General features: G+C 71.2%; 11 protein-coding genes. 5 read left to right on the top strand and 6 right to left on the bottom strand.

Annotated elements, in window-relative coordinates; all coding sequences use genetic code 11:
• Positions 1-4 precede the first annotated feature (4 nt).
• The 6 genes from ADK54_RS12310 to ADK54_RS12285 form a co-directional block, all read right to left on the bottom strand.
• Positions 5-1,423: a M1 family metallopeptidase gene (locus ADK54_RS12310; RefSeq protein WP_053725624.1), complete on the bottom strand. Its 1,419-nt coding sequence runs from the start codon at positions 1,421-1,423 to the stop codon at positions 5-7.
• Positions 1,420-5,355, bottom strand: a complete 3,936-nt coding sequence (locus ADK54_RS12305; RefSeq protein ID WP_053725623.1) for a Pls/PosA family non-ribosomal peptide synthetase — start codon at positions 5,353-5,355, stop codon at positions 1,420-1,422. The genes ADK54_RS12310 and ADK54_RS12305 overlap by 4 nt, the downstream gene beginning before the upstream one ends.
• Positions 5,356-5,520: 165 nt before the next feature.
• Positions 5,521-6,729 carry a helix-turn-helix domain-containing protein gene (locus ADK54_RS12300; RefSeq protein WP_053725622.1) on the bottom strand — a complete coding sequence of 403 codons (1,209 nt, stop codon included), beginning with the start codon at positions 6,727-6,729 and terminating at the stop codon, positions 5,521-5,523.
• 228 nt (positions 6,730-6,957) lie between these two features.
• On the bottom strand, positions 6,958-7,905 hold the full coding sequence (locus ADK54_RS12295; protein WP_053725621.1) for a hypothetical protein: 948 nt from the start codon (positions 7,903-7,905) through the stop codon (positions 6,958-6,960).
• Positions 7,906-8,016: 111 nt separating this feature from the next.
• Positions 8,017-9,543, bottom strand: coding sequence for a DUF6801 domain-containing protein (locus ADK54_RS12290; protein ID WP_053725620.1), 1,527 nt, complete (start codon positions 9,541-9,543; stop codon positions 8,017-8,019).
• Between the two features lie 130 nt (positions 9,544-9,673).
• Positions 9,674-10,306 carry a hypothetical protein gene (locus ADK54_RS12285; RefSeq protein ID WP_053725619.1) on the bottom strand — a complete coding sequence of 211 codons (633 nt, stop codon included), beginning with the start codon at positions 10,304-10,306 and terminating at the stop codon, positions 9,674-9,676.
• Positions 10,307-11,089: 783 nt separating this feature from the next.
• Between ADK54_RS12285 and ADK54_RS12280 the strand changes: the two genes are divergently transcribed.
• From ADK54_RS12280 to ADK54_RS12260, 5 genes are read left to right on the top strand one after another with little or no spacing between them, the layout of a single operon-like run.
• On the top strand, positions 11,090-12,073 hold the full coding sequence (locus ADK54_RS12280; RefSeq protein ID WP_053725618.1) for an ABC transporter ATP-binding protein: 984 nt from the start codon (positions 11,090-11,092) through the stop codon (positions 12,071-12,073).
• 2 nt (positions 12,074-12,075) lie between these two features.
• Positions 12,076-12,915, top strand: coding sequence for an MlaE family ABC transporter permease (locus tag ADK54_RS12275; protein WP_053725617.1), 840 nt, complete (start codon positions 12,076-12,078; stop codon positions 12,913-12,915).
• Positions 12,916-12,918: 3 nt separating this feature from the next.
• Positions 12,919-13,722 carry an MlaE family ABC transporter permease gene (locus tag ADK54_RS12270; protein WP_053725616.1) on the top strand — a complete coding sequence of 268 codons (804 nt, stop codon included), beginning with the start codon at positions 12,919-12,921 and terminating at the stop codon, positions 13,720-13,722.
• Positions 13,719-14,972 carry an MCE family protein gene (locus ADK54_RS12265; RefSeq protein ID WP_053725615.1) on the top strand — a complete coding sequence of 418 codons (1,254 nt, stop codon included), beginning with the start codon at positions 13,719-13,721 and terminating at the stop codon, positions 14,970-14,972. Before ADK54_RS12270 ends, ADK54_RS12265 begins: the two co-directional genes overlap by 4 nt.
• The gene (locus tag ADK54_RS12260; protein ID WP_053725614.1) at positions 14,969-16,000 is read left to right on the top strand and encodes an MCE family protein; all 1,032 of its coding nucleotides are present in this window, start codon (positions 14,969-14,971) and stop codon (positions 15,998-16,000) included. The genes ADK54_RS12265 and ADK54_RS12260 overlap by 4 nt, the downstream gene beginning before the upstream one ends.
• The last annotated feature ends 21 nt before the right edge of the window (positions 16,001-16,021 follow it).

Raw genomic sequence — 16,021 nt, 5'->3', positions numbered from 1 at the left:
TCCGTCAACTTGCCCTCCGGGTGGGCAGATCCGGGAGCTTCTTGTCGTAGAGCCATGCCTGGAGCAGCGGGCGTACCGCTTGTCCGGCCGTGGTCTCGGCGTGCGCGATGAAGGTGGCGGTGTCGCCGATGCGGCCGCGCCGCGCCGCGTGCCAGCCGCGCAGCACCGCGAAGAACCGCTCGTCGCCCAGCGTCAGGCGCAGTGCGTGCAAGGTGCAGGCGCCCCGGTTGTAGAGCCGGTCGTCGAAGATGCGGCGCGGGCCCGGCTCGGCGAGCCGCAGGTTCTGACTGCGCCGTGCGAGGCCCCGCCACTCGCGCCGGGCGATCTCGTCGGCGCTGTCCTCGCCGATCTGCTCCGACCACAGCCACTCGGCATACGTCGCGAAGCCCTCGTTGAGCCAGATGTGCCGCCACTCGCGGATGCCCACGCTGTTGCCGAACCACTGGTGCGCCAGCTCGTGGGCCACCAGCGTCTCCCAGCCCCGCCGCCCGTCGATGTGGTTGCGGCCGAACACCGAGCGGGTCTGGTTCTCGACGGGCGCGCCGAGATCCGCGTCGACCACCACCGCCCCGTACGCCTCGAACGGATACGGCCCGAACCGCTCCGAGAAGTACCGCAGCATGTCGGGCTGGCGGCCGAGGTCGTGCCGGGCCGCCTCGGCGATGCGGGACGGGTAGGCGTTGTGCACCGGGATCGGCTTGCCGCCCGGCGGCCCCGGTGCGAGCACGCTGTCGTGCTGGAAGCGGCCGGTGTAGAGCGCGGCCAGGTAGGTGGCCATGGGGCCGGGGTGGTGGTAGGTCCACACATCGGTGGAGCCCTCGCTGCGGCACTCGGTGAGCGTGCCGTTCGCGAGCGCCTGCCGGTCGCGCGGCACCGTGACCCGGAACGTGTACGCGGCCTTGTCGTCGGGCCGGTCGTTGCACGGGAACCAGGACGGTGCCCCCAGCGGCTGCGAGGCGACCAGGGTGCCGTCGTGGCTGTCGCCGGTACGGTCCCAGCCGATGCTCCCGAACGGCGAACGGATCGGCCCGGGCCGCCCGCCGTACCGCACCTTCGTCGTGAACAGCTCGCCCGCCGCGACGGGTTGACGGGGCGTCACGAACAGCTTGCCCTGCCGCTGGCGGATGCGGGCGGCCCTGCCGTCGACGTGCGCCGCGTGCGCGCTGAGCCGGGACAGGTCGAGCTCGACCCGATCCAGCGGCCGCAGGGCGACGGCCTGGATGAGCGCCGTGCCCGCGAGCTGGCCACTGACCGAGTCGTAGGCGATCCGCAGGTCGTAGGCGAGCGTGTCGTGCCCGTACGAGCCGTGCTGCGGGAAGTACCGGTCCCGGTGACCGATCGCCCCCTCGTCCGCCACGGCAAGACCGCCGAGGGCGGACAGGGCGGCGACCCGGACGAGCGACCGCCGCGTGCACCGGGTCATGCGGCGCTCCCTTCCCGCGAAGAACCCTGACGGATCGTCAACAAGGGCTTGTTAACGGCTGGTTGGACCTCGGAAGACTGCTCGCCCGCGATGGGGTTGCCCGCCCAGCGGGTGTCCGGCGGCACGCTCTCGCCGCGCATCACGAGCGAGGCCGCGCCCACCGAGGCCCGGGCGCCGACATCGGTGCCGGGCAGCGCGATGCTGTGCGGACCGAGCGAGGCGCCCTCGGCGAGCCGCACGGTGTCCAGGCGCATGATCCGGTCGTGGAAGAGATGGGTCTGGAGCACACACCCGCGGTTCACGCTCGCCCCGTCCCCCAGCGTGATCAGATCGGTCTCCGGCAGCCAGTACGTCTCCAGCCACACCCCGCGCCCGATGTGCGCGCCGAGGCTGCGCAGCCACCAGTTGAGGACCGGCGTGCCGGTGAACGAGCCCGCCATCCACGGCACCGCGAGGGACTCGACGAAGGTGTCGTACAGCTCGTTGCGCCACACGAAGGACGACCACAGCGGATGCTCGCCCACCTCGAACCGGCCGACCAGGATCCACTTCGCGGCGGTCGCCGTGAGCCCCGCCACCGCGGCCGCCACCACGAGCAGCACCGTCCCGGCCAGCGCCGCCAGTGCCGGCCCGCCCCGGTTGAGAGCGCTCTGTTCGCCGATCAGGACCGCCTCGGCGAGCAGCACCGAGCACATCAGCGGCAGCACCCGGCACAGCTCGACCGCGGACCGGGCGAGGACGAGCCTCCGCGACGGTTCGAAGGTGCGGCCCGGGTCGGCCGCGGTCGGAACCCTCGGCAGCGGAAGCGCGGGCCGGCCGAGCCACGAACTGTCGGGCTCGCTCTGCGCGGGCGCGTCGCACAGCACGCCGATCAGCGCCCCGTCGGGCACCCGGCGGTCCGGGCCGACGATTCCCGAGTTGCCGACGAACGCCCTGCGCCCGACGCTCGCCCTCCCCAACCGCAGCCAGCCGCCACGGATTTCGTACGGCGCGACCAGGGTGTCGTCGGCGAGGAACGCGCCGTCCTCGACGGTCAGGAGCGAGGGCAGCGGAAGCACCGTCGAGATCTCGGCCCGCCGCCCCACCTTGGCCCCGAGCAGCCGCAGCCACACCGGGGTCGCGAGGCTCGCGTACAGCGGGAAGAAGCTGCCGCGGGCGCCGCTGAGCAGCCGGGTCACCAGCCAGGCGCGCCAGGCGACACCGCCGCACACCGGATGGAAGCCGGGCTTCAGGCCCCGCCCGAGGATCCGGACCAGGGCGGCGAGCGTCAGCATCGAGCACAGGGTGGTGACCACCGCGATGGGCGGCGCGGCGAGCAGCAGGCGTACGGCGACCGCCGAGAGCGTGTCGCAGGACCGCACCAGGTAGTACACGCCGACCATCGCGGGCGCCGTGGACAGCACCGTAAGGAGCGGCAGGCCGATGAGCGAGAGCGCGTACGCGGCGGCCCAGCGGCGCGAGCGCTCGGGGCGCGGCGCGGGCCAGCCGGTGCCGGCGACGCGCTCGTACGATTCGGCCTGCCGCGCCGGTGAGCCGAGCCAGCGACGGCCGGGCGGGACGTGGGCGTCCAGGCAGGCGCCCGGCTCCAGTTCGGCGTCCGCGCCGAGGACCGCGCCGGGCATCAGGGTGCTGCGGTGGCCGACCCGGGCGCCGTCGCCGATGCGGACCGCGCCGATGTGCAGGGTCGCGCCGTCCAGCCACCAGCCGCTGATGTCGGCCTCCGGCTCCACGCTCGCATCCCGGCCGATCGTCGCGAGACCGGTCACCGGGGGCATGGCGTGCAGGGCGACGCCGCGCCCGACCCGGCAGCCGAGCGAGCGCGCGTACAGCCGGGCCCACGGCGTGCCGAGCAGGGAGGCGACGCCGAACGCGGCCACGATGCGCTCGGCCGTCCACAGCCGCAGATGGACGCGGCCGCCGCGCGGATACGCGCCCGGCACCACGCCCCGGGTCAGGAGCCGCGCCGCCCCGCCGCCGATCGCGAGGCGCGCGGGCGCGCTCATCAGGACCAGCATGCCGATGATGACGAACCACCACGAGGTGTGCGGCGCCCAGGCCTGTGGCGCCAGCCACCCCAGGATGTTGTCGGCCATGGCCAGACCGACGAGCCCCCGCAGCCCGGCGACCCCGAACAGGCCTGTGGTGACCAGGAGTTGGACCGCTCCCGCGCCGCGCGGCACCGGCTCGACGGGCCGGGCTTCGGCGGCCGGGCCTTCGAGGGATTCGAGGTGCTGAGCCATGTCGCGCAGCACGGGACGGCGGTAGAGGTCGGCGACGGACACCCCGGGGTAGTGCTCGCGCAGTTCGGAGGCCAGGCGCGCCGCGCTCAGGCTGGAGCCACCGAGCGCGAAGAAGTCGCTGTCCGCCTCGGGGCGCACGCCCAGCATCCGCTCCCACGCCCCGGCGAGGCGGCAGGCGGTGGAGCCGTCCTGAGCGGCGTCGCCGACGGGGCCGCGCGGGGAGGGCAGCGGCCAGGGCAGGGCGTCCCGGTCCACCTTGCCCGAGGTGCGCGTCGGCAGTTCGGTGACCTCGACGAGCAGCGGCACCAGGGCGGCGGGCAGGCGCTCGGCGAGGAAGTCGCGGGCCTGGTCGGCGCGGAAGCCGCCCTGCTCGGGCACCACGTAGCCGACCAGGATCTGGCCGCCGGCCGGGGTGCCGCGCACCGCTGCGGCCGCCGCGCGCACGCCCGGCAGCGCCCTCAACATGGCGTCGATCTCGCCGAGTTCGATGCGCCGCCCGCCCACCTTGACCTGGTCGTCGGCCCGCCCGAGATGGACGAGCCCGGCCGCGTCGGCCCGTACGAGATCGCCGGTGCGATAGGCGCGCCGGGTGTCGAGGAGGGGAAGCGGGGTGAACCGTTCGGCGTCCTTGGCGGCGTCGAGGTAGCGGGCCGTGCCCGCGCCCGCGATCACCAGCTCGCCCTCGCCTCCGTACGGAACGGGGTCGCCGCCCGCGTCCAGGACCGCCAACTCCCAACCGGCCAGGGGGAGTCCGATGCGTACGGGATCGCCGGGCAGCATGCGTGCGGCGGTCGCCACCACCGTCGTCTCGGTGGGGCCGTAGGTGTTCCACATCTCGCGGCCCTTGACCGCGAACCGGTCGGCGAGGGCGCCCGGGCAGGCCTCGCCGCCGACGATCAGGAGCCGGACCTCGTCGAGTGCCTCGTCCGGCCAGAGGGCCGCGAGCGTGGGCACCGTGGAGACCACCGTGATGCCGCGCTCGATCAGCCAGGGCCCGAGCTCGTGGCCCGCCCGCACCAGCGAGCGGGGCGCCGGGACCAGGCAGCCGCCGTGCCGCCAGGCCAGCCACATCTCCTCGCAGGAGGCGTCGAAGGCGACCGAGAGCCCGGCGAGCACCCGGTCGCCCGGGCCCAACGGCCGTTCGGTGAGGAAGAGTTGGGCCTCGGCGTCGACGAACGCCGCCGCCGAGCGGTGGGTGACCGCCACGCCCTTGGGCAGCCCCGTCGAACCGGACGTGAAGATGATCCAGGCGTCGTCGTCGGGCGACGCGGGTCGCCAGCGCTCGGCCAGCGGCGCCACGGGCCCCGGCAGTATGCGTTCCTCCGCCTCGATCACGGCGCACACCCCCGCCTCGCGGAAGACGGTCGCCGCGCGCTCCTCGGGATCGTCCGCGTCGACCGGCACATACGCCGCGCCGCACAGCAGGACCGCCAGGATGGCGAGGTAAAGGTCGCAGGTGCCGGACGGGATCCGGACGCCGACCCGGTCGCCGGGGCCGATGCCGTGGCGGGTCAGCCGCACGGCGCGTTCGGTGATCCGGTCGCACAGGTCTTGGTAGGTGAGCCTCTCGCCGCCCGCGTCGAGTGCGGGTGCGCCCGGGTGGGCGGCCGCCGTCGCGTCCAGTACGTCGAGCAGGGTGCGGGGGTGCGGGGCGGCGGCTCCGCGGAAGACAGCCGGCAGGTGCGAAGACATACGGTATGCCTCTGGCGTAGTGCGGGTGGTACGGACATCCTTCGGACATCCGCCCACTCAGACGGGCATATCCAGCGGCGGGTTCGCTCCGGCCTTGGGACTTGACGATATTTATCCGTTGTTTTCGAAGTGAATCGGATGATTATGGCGCCGACCGGGGCAAGTTCAGGGCCGATCGCGGTGGCCGAGATCCCTCGCGCGTAGCACTAGTTCGGTGGCGAACCGGTGTTCGGGGTCGGTGAGTCGCTCGCCGAAAATGGACTCCAGGGTGCGCATCCGATAGCGCACGGTTTGCGGGTGCACGTCAAGCAGTTCGCCCATCTGGGCGGCCGTGCCACGGGTTGCGAGCCAGGTCCGCAGGGTTTCGATGAGCCGGTCGCGCCGCCCGGGCGTCAGCGCGTCGAGCGGCGCGAGCTCCCGGCGGCCGAGGTGTTCGAGGAGCGCCGGGTCCGAGCGCAGCCACAGCGTGACGAGGTGGTCCTCGCAGTACAGCGTGCCGGTGCCGCTGTCGATGACCCCCGATGCGGCGAGTTCGAGGACCCGACGGGCCCAGCGCAGAGAATCGGACGCATCGCCGAAGGGGACCTCCAGGCCGACCGCCGCCCAGGACCCGTGCAGCGCCGCGTCCAGCATCCGTCTTCGTACTTCGTCGACCGGACCCGGCACGAGGAGGTGCGGCGCCGGCTCGCCCGGATCGATCAGGACATCGTTGTCCAACGCCGCCCGCGTGAGCCCCGCCCCGGACCGGAGCGCGACCAGCGTGACCCGCTCGGGCAGCGGCCAGTGGGCCCGGTCGGCGAGCTCCGCGACCGCCGCGCGCGGTACCGGGGACCCGGCCAGGATCAGGTGCAGCAGCCGTCTTCGCAGCGCGTCCGAGCGCTCTCCGGAGAACGAGGTGACCTCCAGATAGCCCTCTCGTGAGAGCGCTTCCAGCTCCTCGACGTAGGTGAAGAGGGCGTCCGCGAAACTGAGCATGACGGCGGGCGAGAGGTTGTAGCGCCGGCCGATCTTCTTGGCCCGGCGCAGCGCCACCCGGGCGCCGAGCCGGTAGGCGCCCTGGAGGGTGTCCAGGCTCCGGCCCTCGTACGCCTCGAACCGGCCGAAGCGGCGGCACATCTCGTCGCGCAGCGTGGAGGGCGCGCTCGGGGACGCCACCTGGTCGACGAAGACGGCGAGGTTCTGCTCCACGCCGACCCGGATCGCCTCGCCGTAGGGCCCGTCGAGCAGCCGGGCGTACTCGGGGTAGGCGCGGGTGATCTCGGCGCCGATCTCCTTGAGCAGGCCCGGCAGTTCGGGCCGCATGATCGCGGCGAACTCCTGTGGGAGCGGTCCCAACGGCTCATGGGTGTCCGGTGATTGCGCGGCTGCGGGCATCTCACTCCCCTTGCACTACGGCGCCCGGTGGGGGGAGAGCCGATGGAGAAAGCGCTCCCACCGACCGTCAGGTGCGTACCTTTCGCGGACTGCTGAACCTAGAACAACTCCCTTGTGATGGACAACACTTGGGGCAGCGATCGATTCAGGGTGCATCGGTTGTCGGCCGATTCCGGGGCGGCCCGGCCGGAGCACGCACGGGCCGCCGGTGGCAGGGGGCGGCGAAGGCTACTGAACCGCTGAATGCCAGTACTGGGAGAGCAGTTTGCCGTTGTTCGGAACGACCGTGCCGGGGGCGTTCAGACCGGCGAGATGGGTCGAGGCGCTGTCCAGTACGACGCTGTTGTGGCCGGCCGCCGAGGGCAGCCCCGTCTTGAGGTTCACCGCCCAGTCGAGCAGCCCGGCGAGTCCGCAACCGCTTGCACCCGGCACCGCGAACGTGGTGTCCGTCTGGCTGGCGCCTGTGAGGCTGAGCCGGTTCATGACGCCCGCGTTGTTGGGTGTGCCGTTGCCGTCGAAGCGCTTGATGGCGAGGGCCGGAGCGGTGACGTTCTGCGGGCGCAGCACGATGGGGTGGGCGGCGGAGCCGATGTAGCAGGAGTCGCCGAGGAACGGGTTCTGGAGGTGGATGCGGACCGGGAGCGAAATGATCGGCTGCCCGGCGGTGGCGCCCGCCGTGAGGTTGAAGTCGGTGGGCACACCGGCCGATTCGACGGTCGCGGTGACCCGGTTGAGGGCGCTGTTGGTGATCTGCCGGCAGATGTCGCCGATGACGGGGATGTCGCTCGGACACATCAGGCCGAGCAGGCCACCCGGGATGTCCGCGGAGTCGGCGATCAGCGCGCCGCCCGCCGGTGCGACCAGGGTGGGTGCGCCGCCGGTGTGCTGCACCACACCGACCTGCAGATCACTGGCCCCGGTGACGACCTCGGTGCTCCCCAGCTTGATGGAGCCGCTCGCCGCGTGGGAGGCGACGCACTGCACGATCTCGGCGCGCCCGTCGGCGGCCAGCATCGCCGGGTCGTCCACCGGGCAACGGGTGAACGGCGCCCAGGTGCCCCCGAGTTGGGTGACCGGGGCGGAATCGGCGGAGGCCGGTCCCACGGTCACCAGCACGGTCAGGGCCGTGCACGTGGCAAGCAGCCCCGCGCGCAGACGGGTGGATACGGGTCTCATGAGGTCGTCCCCTCTTGACGTCTCGACTCGCGACGTCCTGTACGGATATGGGCGGGTGCGGCAACGTCCTTGTGCTCTGCGGGAGTTGGCCGGATCTGCATGGCGTGGTGGTCAACGCAGGGGCGGCGGTACGTTCGTCGGCTGCTTGTCGGGGGTGCAGAGCTTCGCGGGGTCGTCCGGGATGCCGGACGCGCACGGCGCCCCCTGGTTCTGCTTGACGGTGTTGGCGGGTCCGGACACGGATGTGGTGAACAGCGGGCTGAGGTCCTCGCCCACCCCGCAGCCGGTGAACGGCGGAATGGTCACGGAGCCGTCGAGCGGTCCGCCCCGGGAGAGCGAGTAGCCCCGCCAGACGGTGTCCGTGCCTTTCTTGAGCTTCCCGAGCAGGACCAGGTGGTCCTTGGTGTTCCTCGCCGGGTCGGGATCGTCGGAGTAGACGGAGCCGGTGGTACGGCAGTTGGGTCCCACATCGAGGGGAGTCCCGTTGACCTTGACGTCGGAGATGCGCAGCACCAGCGGGATCCTGATGTACGTCTCGCCGTGCCCCGCGGTGTTGTTGAGGTCCGAGTCGATGGCCATGGGCCCGGTCTCCTCCAGCGTCATCGTGGCCGTGGTCGGCATGAACCCGAAGGTCAGGAACGTCGCGGGGGCGGGCGGGGTCTGGGCGCGGCCCTGGTAGTCGAGTCGGCCGACCGAGCTCTGGAACAGGTGGAGTTCGAAGACGCCCGGTCTGACCTCGATCCGCTTGAGCTGACTGGGCCCCTGGACGATCTTGGCGCAGTAGACGGGGATCAGCGAGGCGCCGCCCAGCTTGGTGACGTTCGAGTACCCGGTGACGTACGCCGAGAGCGCGAGCGGCTGGGTGGTGTCGCCGCGACACTCGGGGGCGGCGGCGGGCGGGGCGCCCTGGGCCTTCGGGGGGACCACCTTCGGGGCGCCGGGCGAGGGCTGTCGCGGCCCGCCGGTCGCCGGGTCCGTCGCCGAGGTGCTGGGGGTCGGGGTGGGCGAGGAACTGGCCGCGATCACCGGCACTTTGGCGAGCAGCGCCGATCCGCCAGGGGTGAGCGTGCAGGACACCGAGAGGGTGGCGGGTTCGGTCGCGGCGCCCTCGGCGGTGACCGGGCTGAAGTCGATGGTGAGGCCCGCCGCCGTCACGGTGAGGTCGCCGGGGCTGTTCGCGGTGACGGTGGGGACCTCGCCGGTCGCCTTGAGCGTGACGCCGCCCGTCGCGGCGAGCGGCACGGAGGGCGCGGCCCCCTGCCACAGGGCCCCGGCCGCGGCGCCGTTCTGGGCCACCTCGGTCGTGAGGCGGGTGGTGGCGCCGGTCTTGGCCGCATGGATCTTCGTGAGCTCGGTGACCGCGGCATCGGGCAAGGTCAGCGACGTCGTGACCTCGGCGGGCTGGATGGGCGCGCCCGCCGCCGCCCGGTCGGGGAACCTGGCGCCGACCCCGACCTTCACCGGCCGCGCCCCGCCGGGGAAGGCGCAGCTGTAGGCGAGTTCGGTGCTGACCTGCTGGTCGCCGAGGGCCACGTCCGCGCCTGGCACGATCCCGGCCAGGACCACGGTGGCCGCCGCGACCGCACCCCGCCCGCGCATGCTCCGCCGGCGGCCGGCCGAGCCCAGGGTCCCTGTCACGTCGCGTTCAGCTCCACTCGCTCAGCTCCTCGAAACGGCCGGCGGCGCCTGCGCCGCGGCTGGGGGACCGCCTGGCCGGCCAAGGGCGCCGACCGGACGGTCCCGGGCGTACGCGATGCGTCATGCGGCGTTACGAGCCGACGATGGTCGGGTGTGTGCTGGTGCCGCCGACCACCGCGAAGTAGTCGCCGTTGAACGAGGGGTGGTCGCCCGCGGCCACCACGCCCGAGCAGCCCGCCGTCGGGTCCGAGACCGTCAGCTCGGTGGGGTTGGCCGCGATGGCCAGGTCACCGGTGGAGTTGGTGTACGTGCCGTGCGCGGTCCCGGTCACGGTGAAGGCACAAGTCGCCACGGTCACACGGGCGTTGACGCCGGAGATGTAGCCCTGCGAGACGCCGCTGCCCGCGTCGTAGTCGGTCACGTTCAGCGTCCAGGGAGTGTTCGCCACCGTGTCGACCGCACCGAGGAAGCTGGTGCACGGCTCACCCGATCTGCCGAAGTGCACCGGGTCGATGCTGCCGACCGCCGCCGGGTTGCCGGTGGCGCTCTGGAGGGTGCCCCCGGCGTCGGAGTAGGTGCAGGTCATGTCGATGCCGTTGATGGAAAGCACGACATTGCTGGACGTGGCGGTGAAACTCTCGGGCGAGTTGGGGCCGATCACCCAGTTCGTGGGCGACGCGGCCATGGCGGGCGCGGTCGCCAGGGCGAATGCGGCCGTCGCGGCGCCGCATACCAGCGCAAGCTGTCCAAAGGTGCTTCGCACAGTAAATTCCTCCGATTTCACCAGCTACGGGTACGGATTCGGCCACGTACGATCCGTGACCAGGCGGACGTTACTTGCGAGAAACATCGGCGCACAATCCTGTCGTTGAAGATTGTGCCGAGCGAGGCCCTTCCTTGTGCCCTGGATGAGCAACCGGCCGGTTTTTCTTGTTGATTGGTGCGCAATACCGTCCTGCGCGTCAGGTCATTCGTGCCGAAGCTCCCGGTTCTCTCCCCATAAGGATTGACCGGCCGACCGGTTACAGGTGAAACTCCTCACCGGATGACAAGTTCCGGAGTGAAAGCACTGCCGCGATGACAAGTTGTCGACGGCCGTGACCCGCGTCACGGAAACTTCCGGAACCGGTATTGCAGAGCGAGGTTACCCGGCCGTAGCGTCCGGTGTGCGGTTGGTCCGGTCCGCTCACCCGGCATCCGGTCCGCCGGCGTCCACGCTCCCGGCCACGCCCCCGAAGGCCGGGAGCCGCACGGGCGAAGCCCCAGGCCCGTCCCTGATTCCGGGCCCGGGCTCGCTGCCCGGGGCGGGGGCGCCACGGTCAAGCTCCCCTCGGCCGCGGCGCCCCCGTCCTTTCGCGGCTGCCCACAACTGCTCAATTGCTGCGCAGTCGTCCGCCAGGCCGACTTGGAAACTTGTCAACGAGTGACAAGGAAAAGGGATTTCACTGATGTGGCCGTCCGAGATCTTGTTTCGGCGCCGCTGCGCAACTTACCGTGCGCCCCTCGGTGCCCTCGCGTCACTCCGTATGTGCCTGCTGGAGGTGGGATGGGAATTGAAGTCGTGGTCGAAGGCTTGACCAAGTCCTTCGGCAAGCAGAACATCTGGCAGGACGTCACCCTCACCCTGCCCGCAGGGGAAGTCAGCGTCATGCTGGGGCCCTCCGGCACCGGAAAGACGGTCTTCCTCAAGTCGCTCATCGGCCTGCTCAAACCGGAGCGCGGCCGGGTCCTCATCAATGGCGTCGACATGGTGAGCAGCCCCGAGCGGGACATCTACGAGACCCGGAAACTCTTCGGCCTGATGTTCCAGGACGGTGCGCTTTTCGGCTCGATGTCCCTTTTTGACAACATCGCCTTTCCACTGCGCGAGCACACCCGCAAGAAGGAGTCCGAGATCCGCCGCATCGTCATGGAGCGGGTGGACATGGTCGGCCTGCTCGGCGCCGAGGGGAAGCTGCCCGGGGAGATCTCCGGCGGGATGCGCAAACGCGCCGGGCTCGCCCGCGCCCTGGTGCTCGACCCCCAGATCATCCTGTGCGACGAGCCGGACTCGGGGCTCGACCCGGTCCGTACCGCCTTCATCTCGCAACTCCTGATCGACCTGAACGCGCAGATCGACGCGACGATGCTGATCGTCACCCACAACCTCGACATCGCCTCGACCGTGCCCGACAACATGGGCATGCTCTTCCGTCGCAACCTCGTCACCTTCGGCCCGCGCGAGGTGCTCCTGACCAGTGAAGAGCCCGTCGTCGCCCAGTTCCTCAGCGGGCGCCGCGAGGGCCCCATCGGCATGTCCGAGGAGAAGGACGCGGCGACGCTCGCCATGGAACAGCTCAACTCGCCCCGGGAAGCGGACAGTTCGCCGCGTCGCATCCCCGCGCAACTGGAACCGTCGCCGGGTCTGCCCGCCCGGCAGGCGGTGCTGCGCCGCAAACTGAGGGTGATGGCCATGCTCGACCAGCTGCCGCCCGCGGCCCGCCGCGCCATCGAGAACGGCATGGCGCCGGCCCAGGAGGCGACGCCGTGACGATGGAGGCCGAGAGAAACTCCCCGACCCCGACACCCCCTCGGCCCCCGACCTCCCGGCCGCCGCGCCGGCCGCTCCCCGGACTCGGCGCGTTCCGCCAGACCGGGCAGCTCTTCGCGCTCGCCGCCGCCGTCACCCGGGCGGTCTTCAAACGGCCCTTCCAACTCCGCGAATTCATCGAGCAGTTCTGGTTCGTCGCCAGCGTCACCATCCTGCCCGCGGCCCTCGTCTCCATCCCGTTCGGCGCCGTCATCGCGCTCCAGGTCGGCTCGCTCACCCAGCAGCTCGGCGCCCAGTCCTTCACCGGCGGTGCCAGCGTCCTCGCCGTCATCCAGCAGGCCAGCCCGCTCATCGTGGCCCTGCTCATCGCGGGCGCCGGCGGCTCCGCGATCTGCGCCGACCTGGGCTCCCGCGCGATCCGCGAAGAGCTCGACGCCATGGAGGTCATGGGCGTCTCGCCCGTCCAACGCCTGGTCGTACCAAGGGTGTTGGCGACCATGTCCGTGGCCGTGCTGCTCAACGGGATGGTCTCCGTCGTCGGCACCCTCGGCGGCTACTTCTTCAACGTCATCATGCAGGGCGGCACCCCGGGCGCCTACCTCTCCAGCTTCTCCGCGCTCGCCCAGCTGCCCGATCTGTACGTCAGCGAGGTCAAGGCGCTGATCTTCGGCTTCATCGCCGGGATCGTCGCCGCGTACCGCGGGCTCCACCCGCGCGGCGGCCCCAAGGGCGTCGGTGACGCCGTCAACCAGTCCGTCGTCATCACCTTCCTGCTGCTCTTCTTCGTGAACATGGTCCTCACCGGGATCTACCTCCAGATCGTCCCCCCGAAGGGCGGCTGACCGATGGCCCTCTTCACCCTCCTCGACCGCTCCGGCGACCAACTCACCTTCTACGTCAAGGCGTTGCTGTGGATCCCGCGCACGCTGCGGCGCTACACGAAGGAGGTCCAGCGGCTGCTCGCCGAGGTCGCGTTCGGCAACGGCGGGCTCGGTGTCATCGGCGGCACCATCGGCGTGATGATCGCCATGACCCTGTTCACCGGCACCGTGGTCGGCCTCCAGGGCTACGCCGCCCTGAACCAGATCGGCACCGCGGCCTTCACCGGCTTCGTCTCCGCCTACTTCAACACCCGCGAGATCGCCCCGCTGGTCGCCGGCCTCGCCCTGTCCGCCACCGTGGGCGCCGGCTTCACCGCCCAACTGGGCGCGATGCGCATCAACGAGGAGGTCGACGCCCTCGAAGGCATGGGCGTGCGCAGCCTCCCGTATCTCGTCACCACCCGGATCATCGCCGGAGTCGTCGCCATCGTCCCGCTGTACGCGATCGGACTGCTCAGCTCCTACTTCGCCTCCCGGCTGACCACGGTGGTCTTCAAGGGCCAGTCGCGCGGCACGTTCGACCACTACTTCAACCTGTTCCTCTCCCCGACCGACGTGCTGCTCTCCGTGCTCAAGGTGCTGATCTTCAGCGTGATGGTGATCCTGGCCCACTGCTACTACGGCTTCCGCGCCACGGGCGGCCCGGCCGGAGTCGGCGTCGCGGTGGGGCGCTCGGTCCGCAACGCGATCGTGCTCATCGCCGTCACCGACTTCTTCCTCTCGCTGGCCATCTGGGGTGCCACCACGACCGTGAAGGTGGCCGGATGAACACCCCGACCGTCCGCCGCCGCCTCGCCGGAGTCGTCTTCCTCGTGGTCCCGGCGCTGCTCGTGTGGCTCTCGATCGCCGTGTACGACAAGGACTTCACCCGCTCGGACACCATCACCGTCGAGACGAGCAGCGTCGGCAACGAGATGCACCCGGGCGCCGAGGTGAAGCTGCGCGGCGTCGTCGTCGGCGAGGTCCGCACCATCAGCGCCGACGGAGCGGGCGCGAAGCTCACCCTCGCCCTCCAGCCCGGCAAGCGCGGCCACATCCCGTCCGACGTGCGGGCGCAGATGCTGCCGACCACGCTGTTCGGCGAGCGGTTCGTCGCGCTCGTACCGCCACCGAACCCGTCCACGAGAGCGCTCTCAGCCGGTGCGACCATCCCGCAGGACCGGTCCCGCAACGCCATCGAGCTGGAGCAGGTCCTGGACAACGTCCTGCCGATGCTGACCGCGGTCAAGCCGGACAAGCTGTCGTCGACCCTCTCCGCCGTCGCCCAGGCGCTGCGCGGCCACGGCTCCCAGCTCGGCGACACCTTCGTCACGCTGGACGCGCACCTGAAGAAGTTCAACCCCGACCTGCCCACCCTCAACGCCGACCTGAAGCAGCTCGTCAAGGTCTCCCAGACCTACAGCGACGCGGCCCCCGACATCCTGAGAGCGCTCACGGACGCGACGACCACCACCGGCACCCTCGTCGACCAGCAGACCCAACTCCTCGGCGTCTACGGCCGGACGACGAAGACCGCCCAGGACCTCACGGCCTTCCTCCAGCAGAACAAGGACAACATCATCCGGCTCAGTGCGGTGAGCCGCCCCACCCTGGAGCTCCTCGCCAAGTACTCCTCGTCCTTCCCCTGCACCCTGCGCACCCTGGCCGGGTTCGTCCCCGCGATGGACAAGGCCCTCGGCAAGGGCACGGATCAGCCCGGACTCCACGTCACCGTCAAGGCCGTGCCCTCGCTCGGCAAGTACGTCCCCGGCCGCGACACCCCCGCGTACACGGCGAGCGGCGGCCCGCACTGCTATCCGGTGCCGTACCTCGGCGCCCCGCTGCCCGCCGAGAGCGCTCTCACGAACACGGCGGCCGCCTCCGACGCCGGGCTCGGGCCGGCGAACTCGCCGCAGGAGAACCAGCTGGTGAACGAGCTGCTCGCACCCGGCCTGCAACAGGCCCCGCAGTCCTTGCCGGACTGGAGCAGCCTGCTCGTCGGGCCCGCCCTGAGGGGGACGGAGGTGACCATCAAGTGAAGCGCCGCAGCATCGCGGGCCCGCTCGTGAAGTCGCTCGTCTTCGTCCTGGTGACCGCGCTCGCGACCACCGTGCTCGCCCTGTCCATCGCCAACACCGGGGTGGGCGACACCCGGACGTACAAGGCGCGCTTCACCGACACCACCGGCCTGATCGAGGGCGACAGCGTCCGCATCGCCGGAGTGAAGGTCGGCCAGGTCGACAGCGTGGAGGTCGTCGACCGGCGGCTCGCTCAGGTCACCTTCTCCGTACAGCGCGGCCGGACGCTGCCGGGCACGGCGACCGCCTCGATCAAGTACCTCAACATGGTCGGCCAGCGCTACATCGAGCTGGGCCGGGGCACCGGCGCGGTCGGCGCGACCCTCGCGCCCGGCGGGACGATCCCGCTGGACCGCACCACCCCGGCCCTCGACCTCACCCAGCTCTTCAACGGCTTCCAGCCCCTCTTCGAAGGGCTCTCGCCCAAGGACGTCAACCAGCTCGCCGGCTCCATCGTGCAGGTCCTCCAAGGCGAGGGCGGCACCGTCGACAGCCTGCTGAAACACATCGGTTCGCTGACCCGGACCGTCGCCGCCAAGGACAAGGTGATCGGCGAGGTCATCAGCAATCTGAACACCGTCCTGACCACCGTCAACGACCGCGAAGCGGGCTTCAACGACCTGGTGGTCACGCTCCAGCAACTCGTCTCCGGGTTCGCGGGCGACCGCAAGCCGCTCGGCGAGGCCATCGCCGCGATGGGCGACCTCACCACCGTCACCGCCGGACTGTTCGAGGACGGCCGCGCCCCGCTCAAGGACGACATCAAACAGCTCGGCCGGCTCTCCTCCAACCTCGCCGAGAGCGCTCCCCAGATCGAGAACTTCCTGCGCAAGACCCCCGACAAGATGCGGGCCGTCACACGGATCGCGTCGTACGGGTCCTGGCTCAACCTCTACCTCTGCGAGGCCAAGGTGTCCGGCGTGACGACCGAGGACGGCAGCCCGCCGCCCACCGGAATCCCGGTCAGCGATTCGAGGTGCCAGGGATGAGACTCCCCGTACCGCGCCGGC

Source organism: Streptomyces sp. WM6378 (assembly GCF_001279695.1).
GTDB lineage: Bacteria > Actinomycetota > Actinomycetes > Streptomycetales > Streptomycetaceae > Streptomyces.
The sequence above is the reverse complement of the archived record's forward strand: the minus strand, read 5'-3'. Positions and strand labels throughout refer to the sequence as shown.

Coding starts and splice junctions, on each gene's coding strand:
- ADK54_RS12310 (WP_053725624.1), bottom strand. CDS start 1,423: ATGACCCGGTGCACGCGGCGGTCGCTCGTCCGGGTCGCCGCCCTGTCC.
- ADK54_RS12305 (WP_053725623.1), bottom strand. CDS start 5,355: ATGTCTTCGCACCTGCCGGCTGTCTTCCGCGGAGCCGCCGCCCCGCAC.
- ADK54_RS12300 (WP_053725622.1), bottom strand. CDS start 6,729: ATGCCCGCAGCCGCGCAATCACCGGACACCCATGAGCCGTTGGGACCG.
- ADK54_RS12295 (WP_053725621.1), bottom strand. CDS start 7,905: ATGAGACCCGTATCCACCCGTCTGCGCGCGGGGCTGCTTGCCACGTGC.
- ADK54_RS12280 (WP_053725618.1), top strand. CDS start 11,090: ATGGGAATTGAAGTCGTGGTCGAAGGCTTGACCAAGTCCTTCGGCAAG.
- ADK54_RS12275 (WP_053725617.1), top strand. CDS start 12,076: ATGGAGGCCGAGAGAAACTCCCCGACCCCGACACCCCCTCGGCCCCCG.
- ADK54_RS12270 (WP_053725616.1), top strand. CDS start 12,919: ATGGCCCTCTTCACCCTCCTCGACCGCTCCGGCGACCAACTCACCTTC.
- ADK54_RS12265 (WP_053725615.1), top strand. CDS start 13,719: ATGAACACCCCGACCGTCCGCCGCCGCCTCGCCGGAGTCGTCTTCCTC.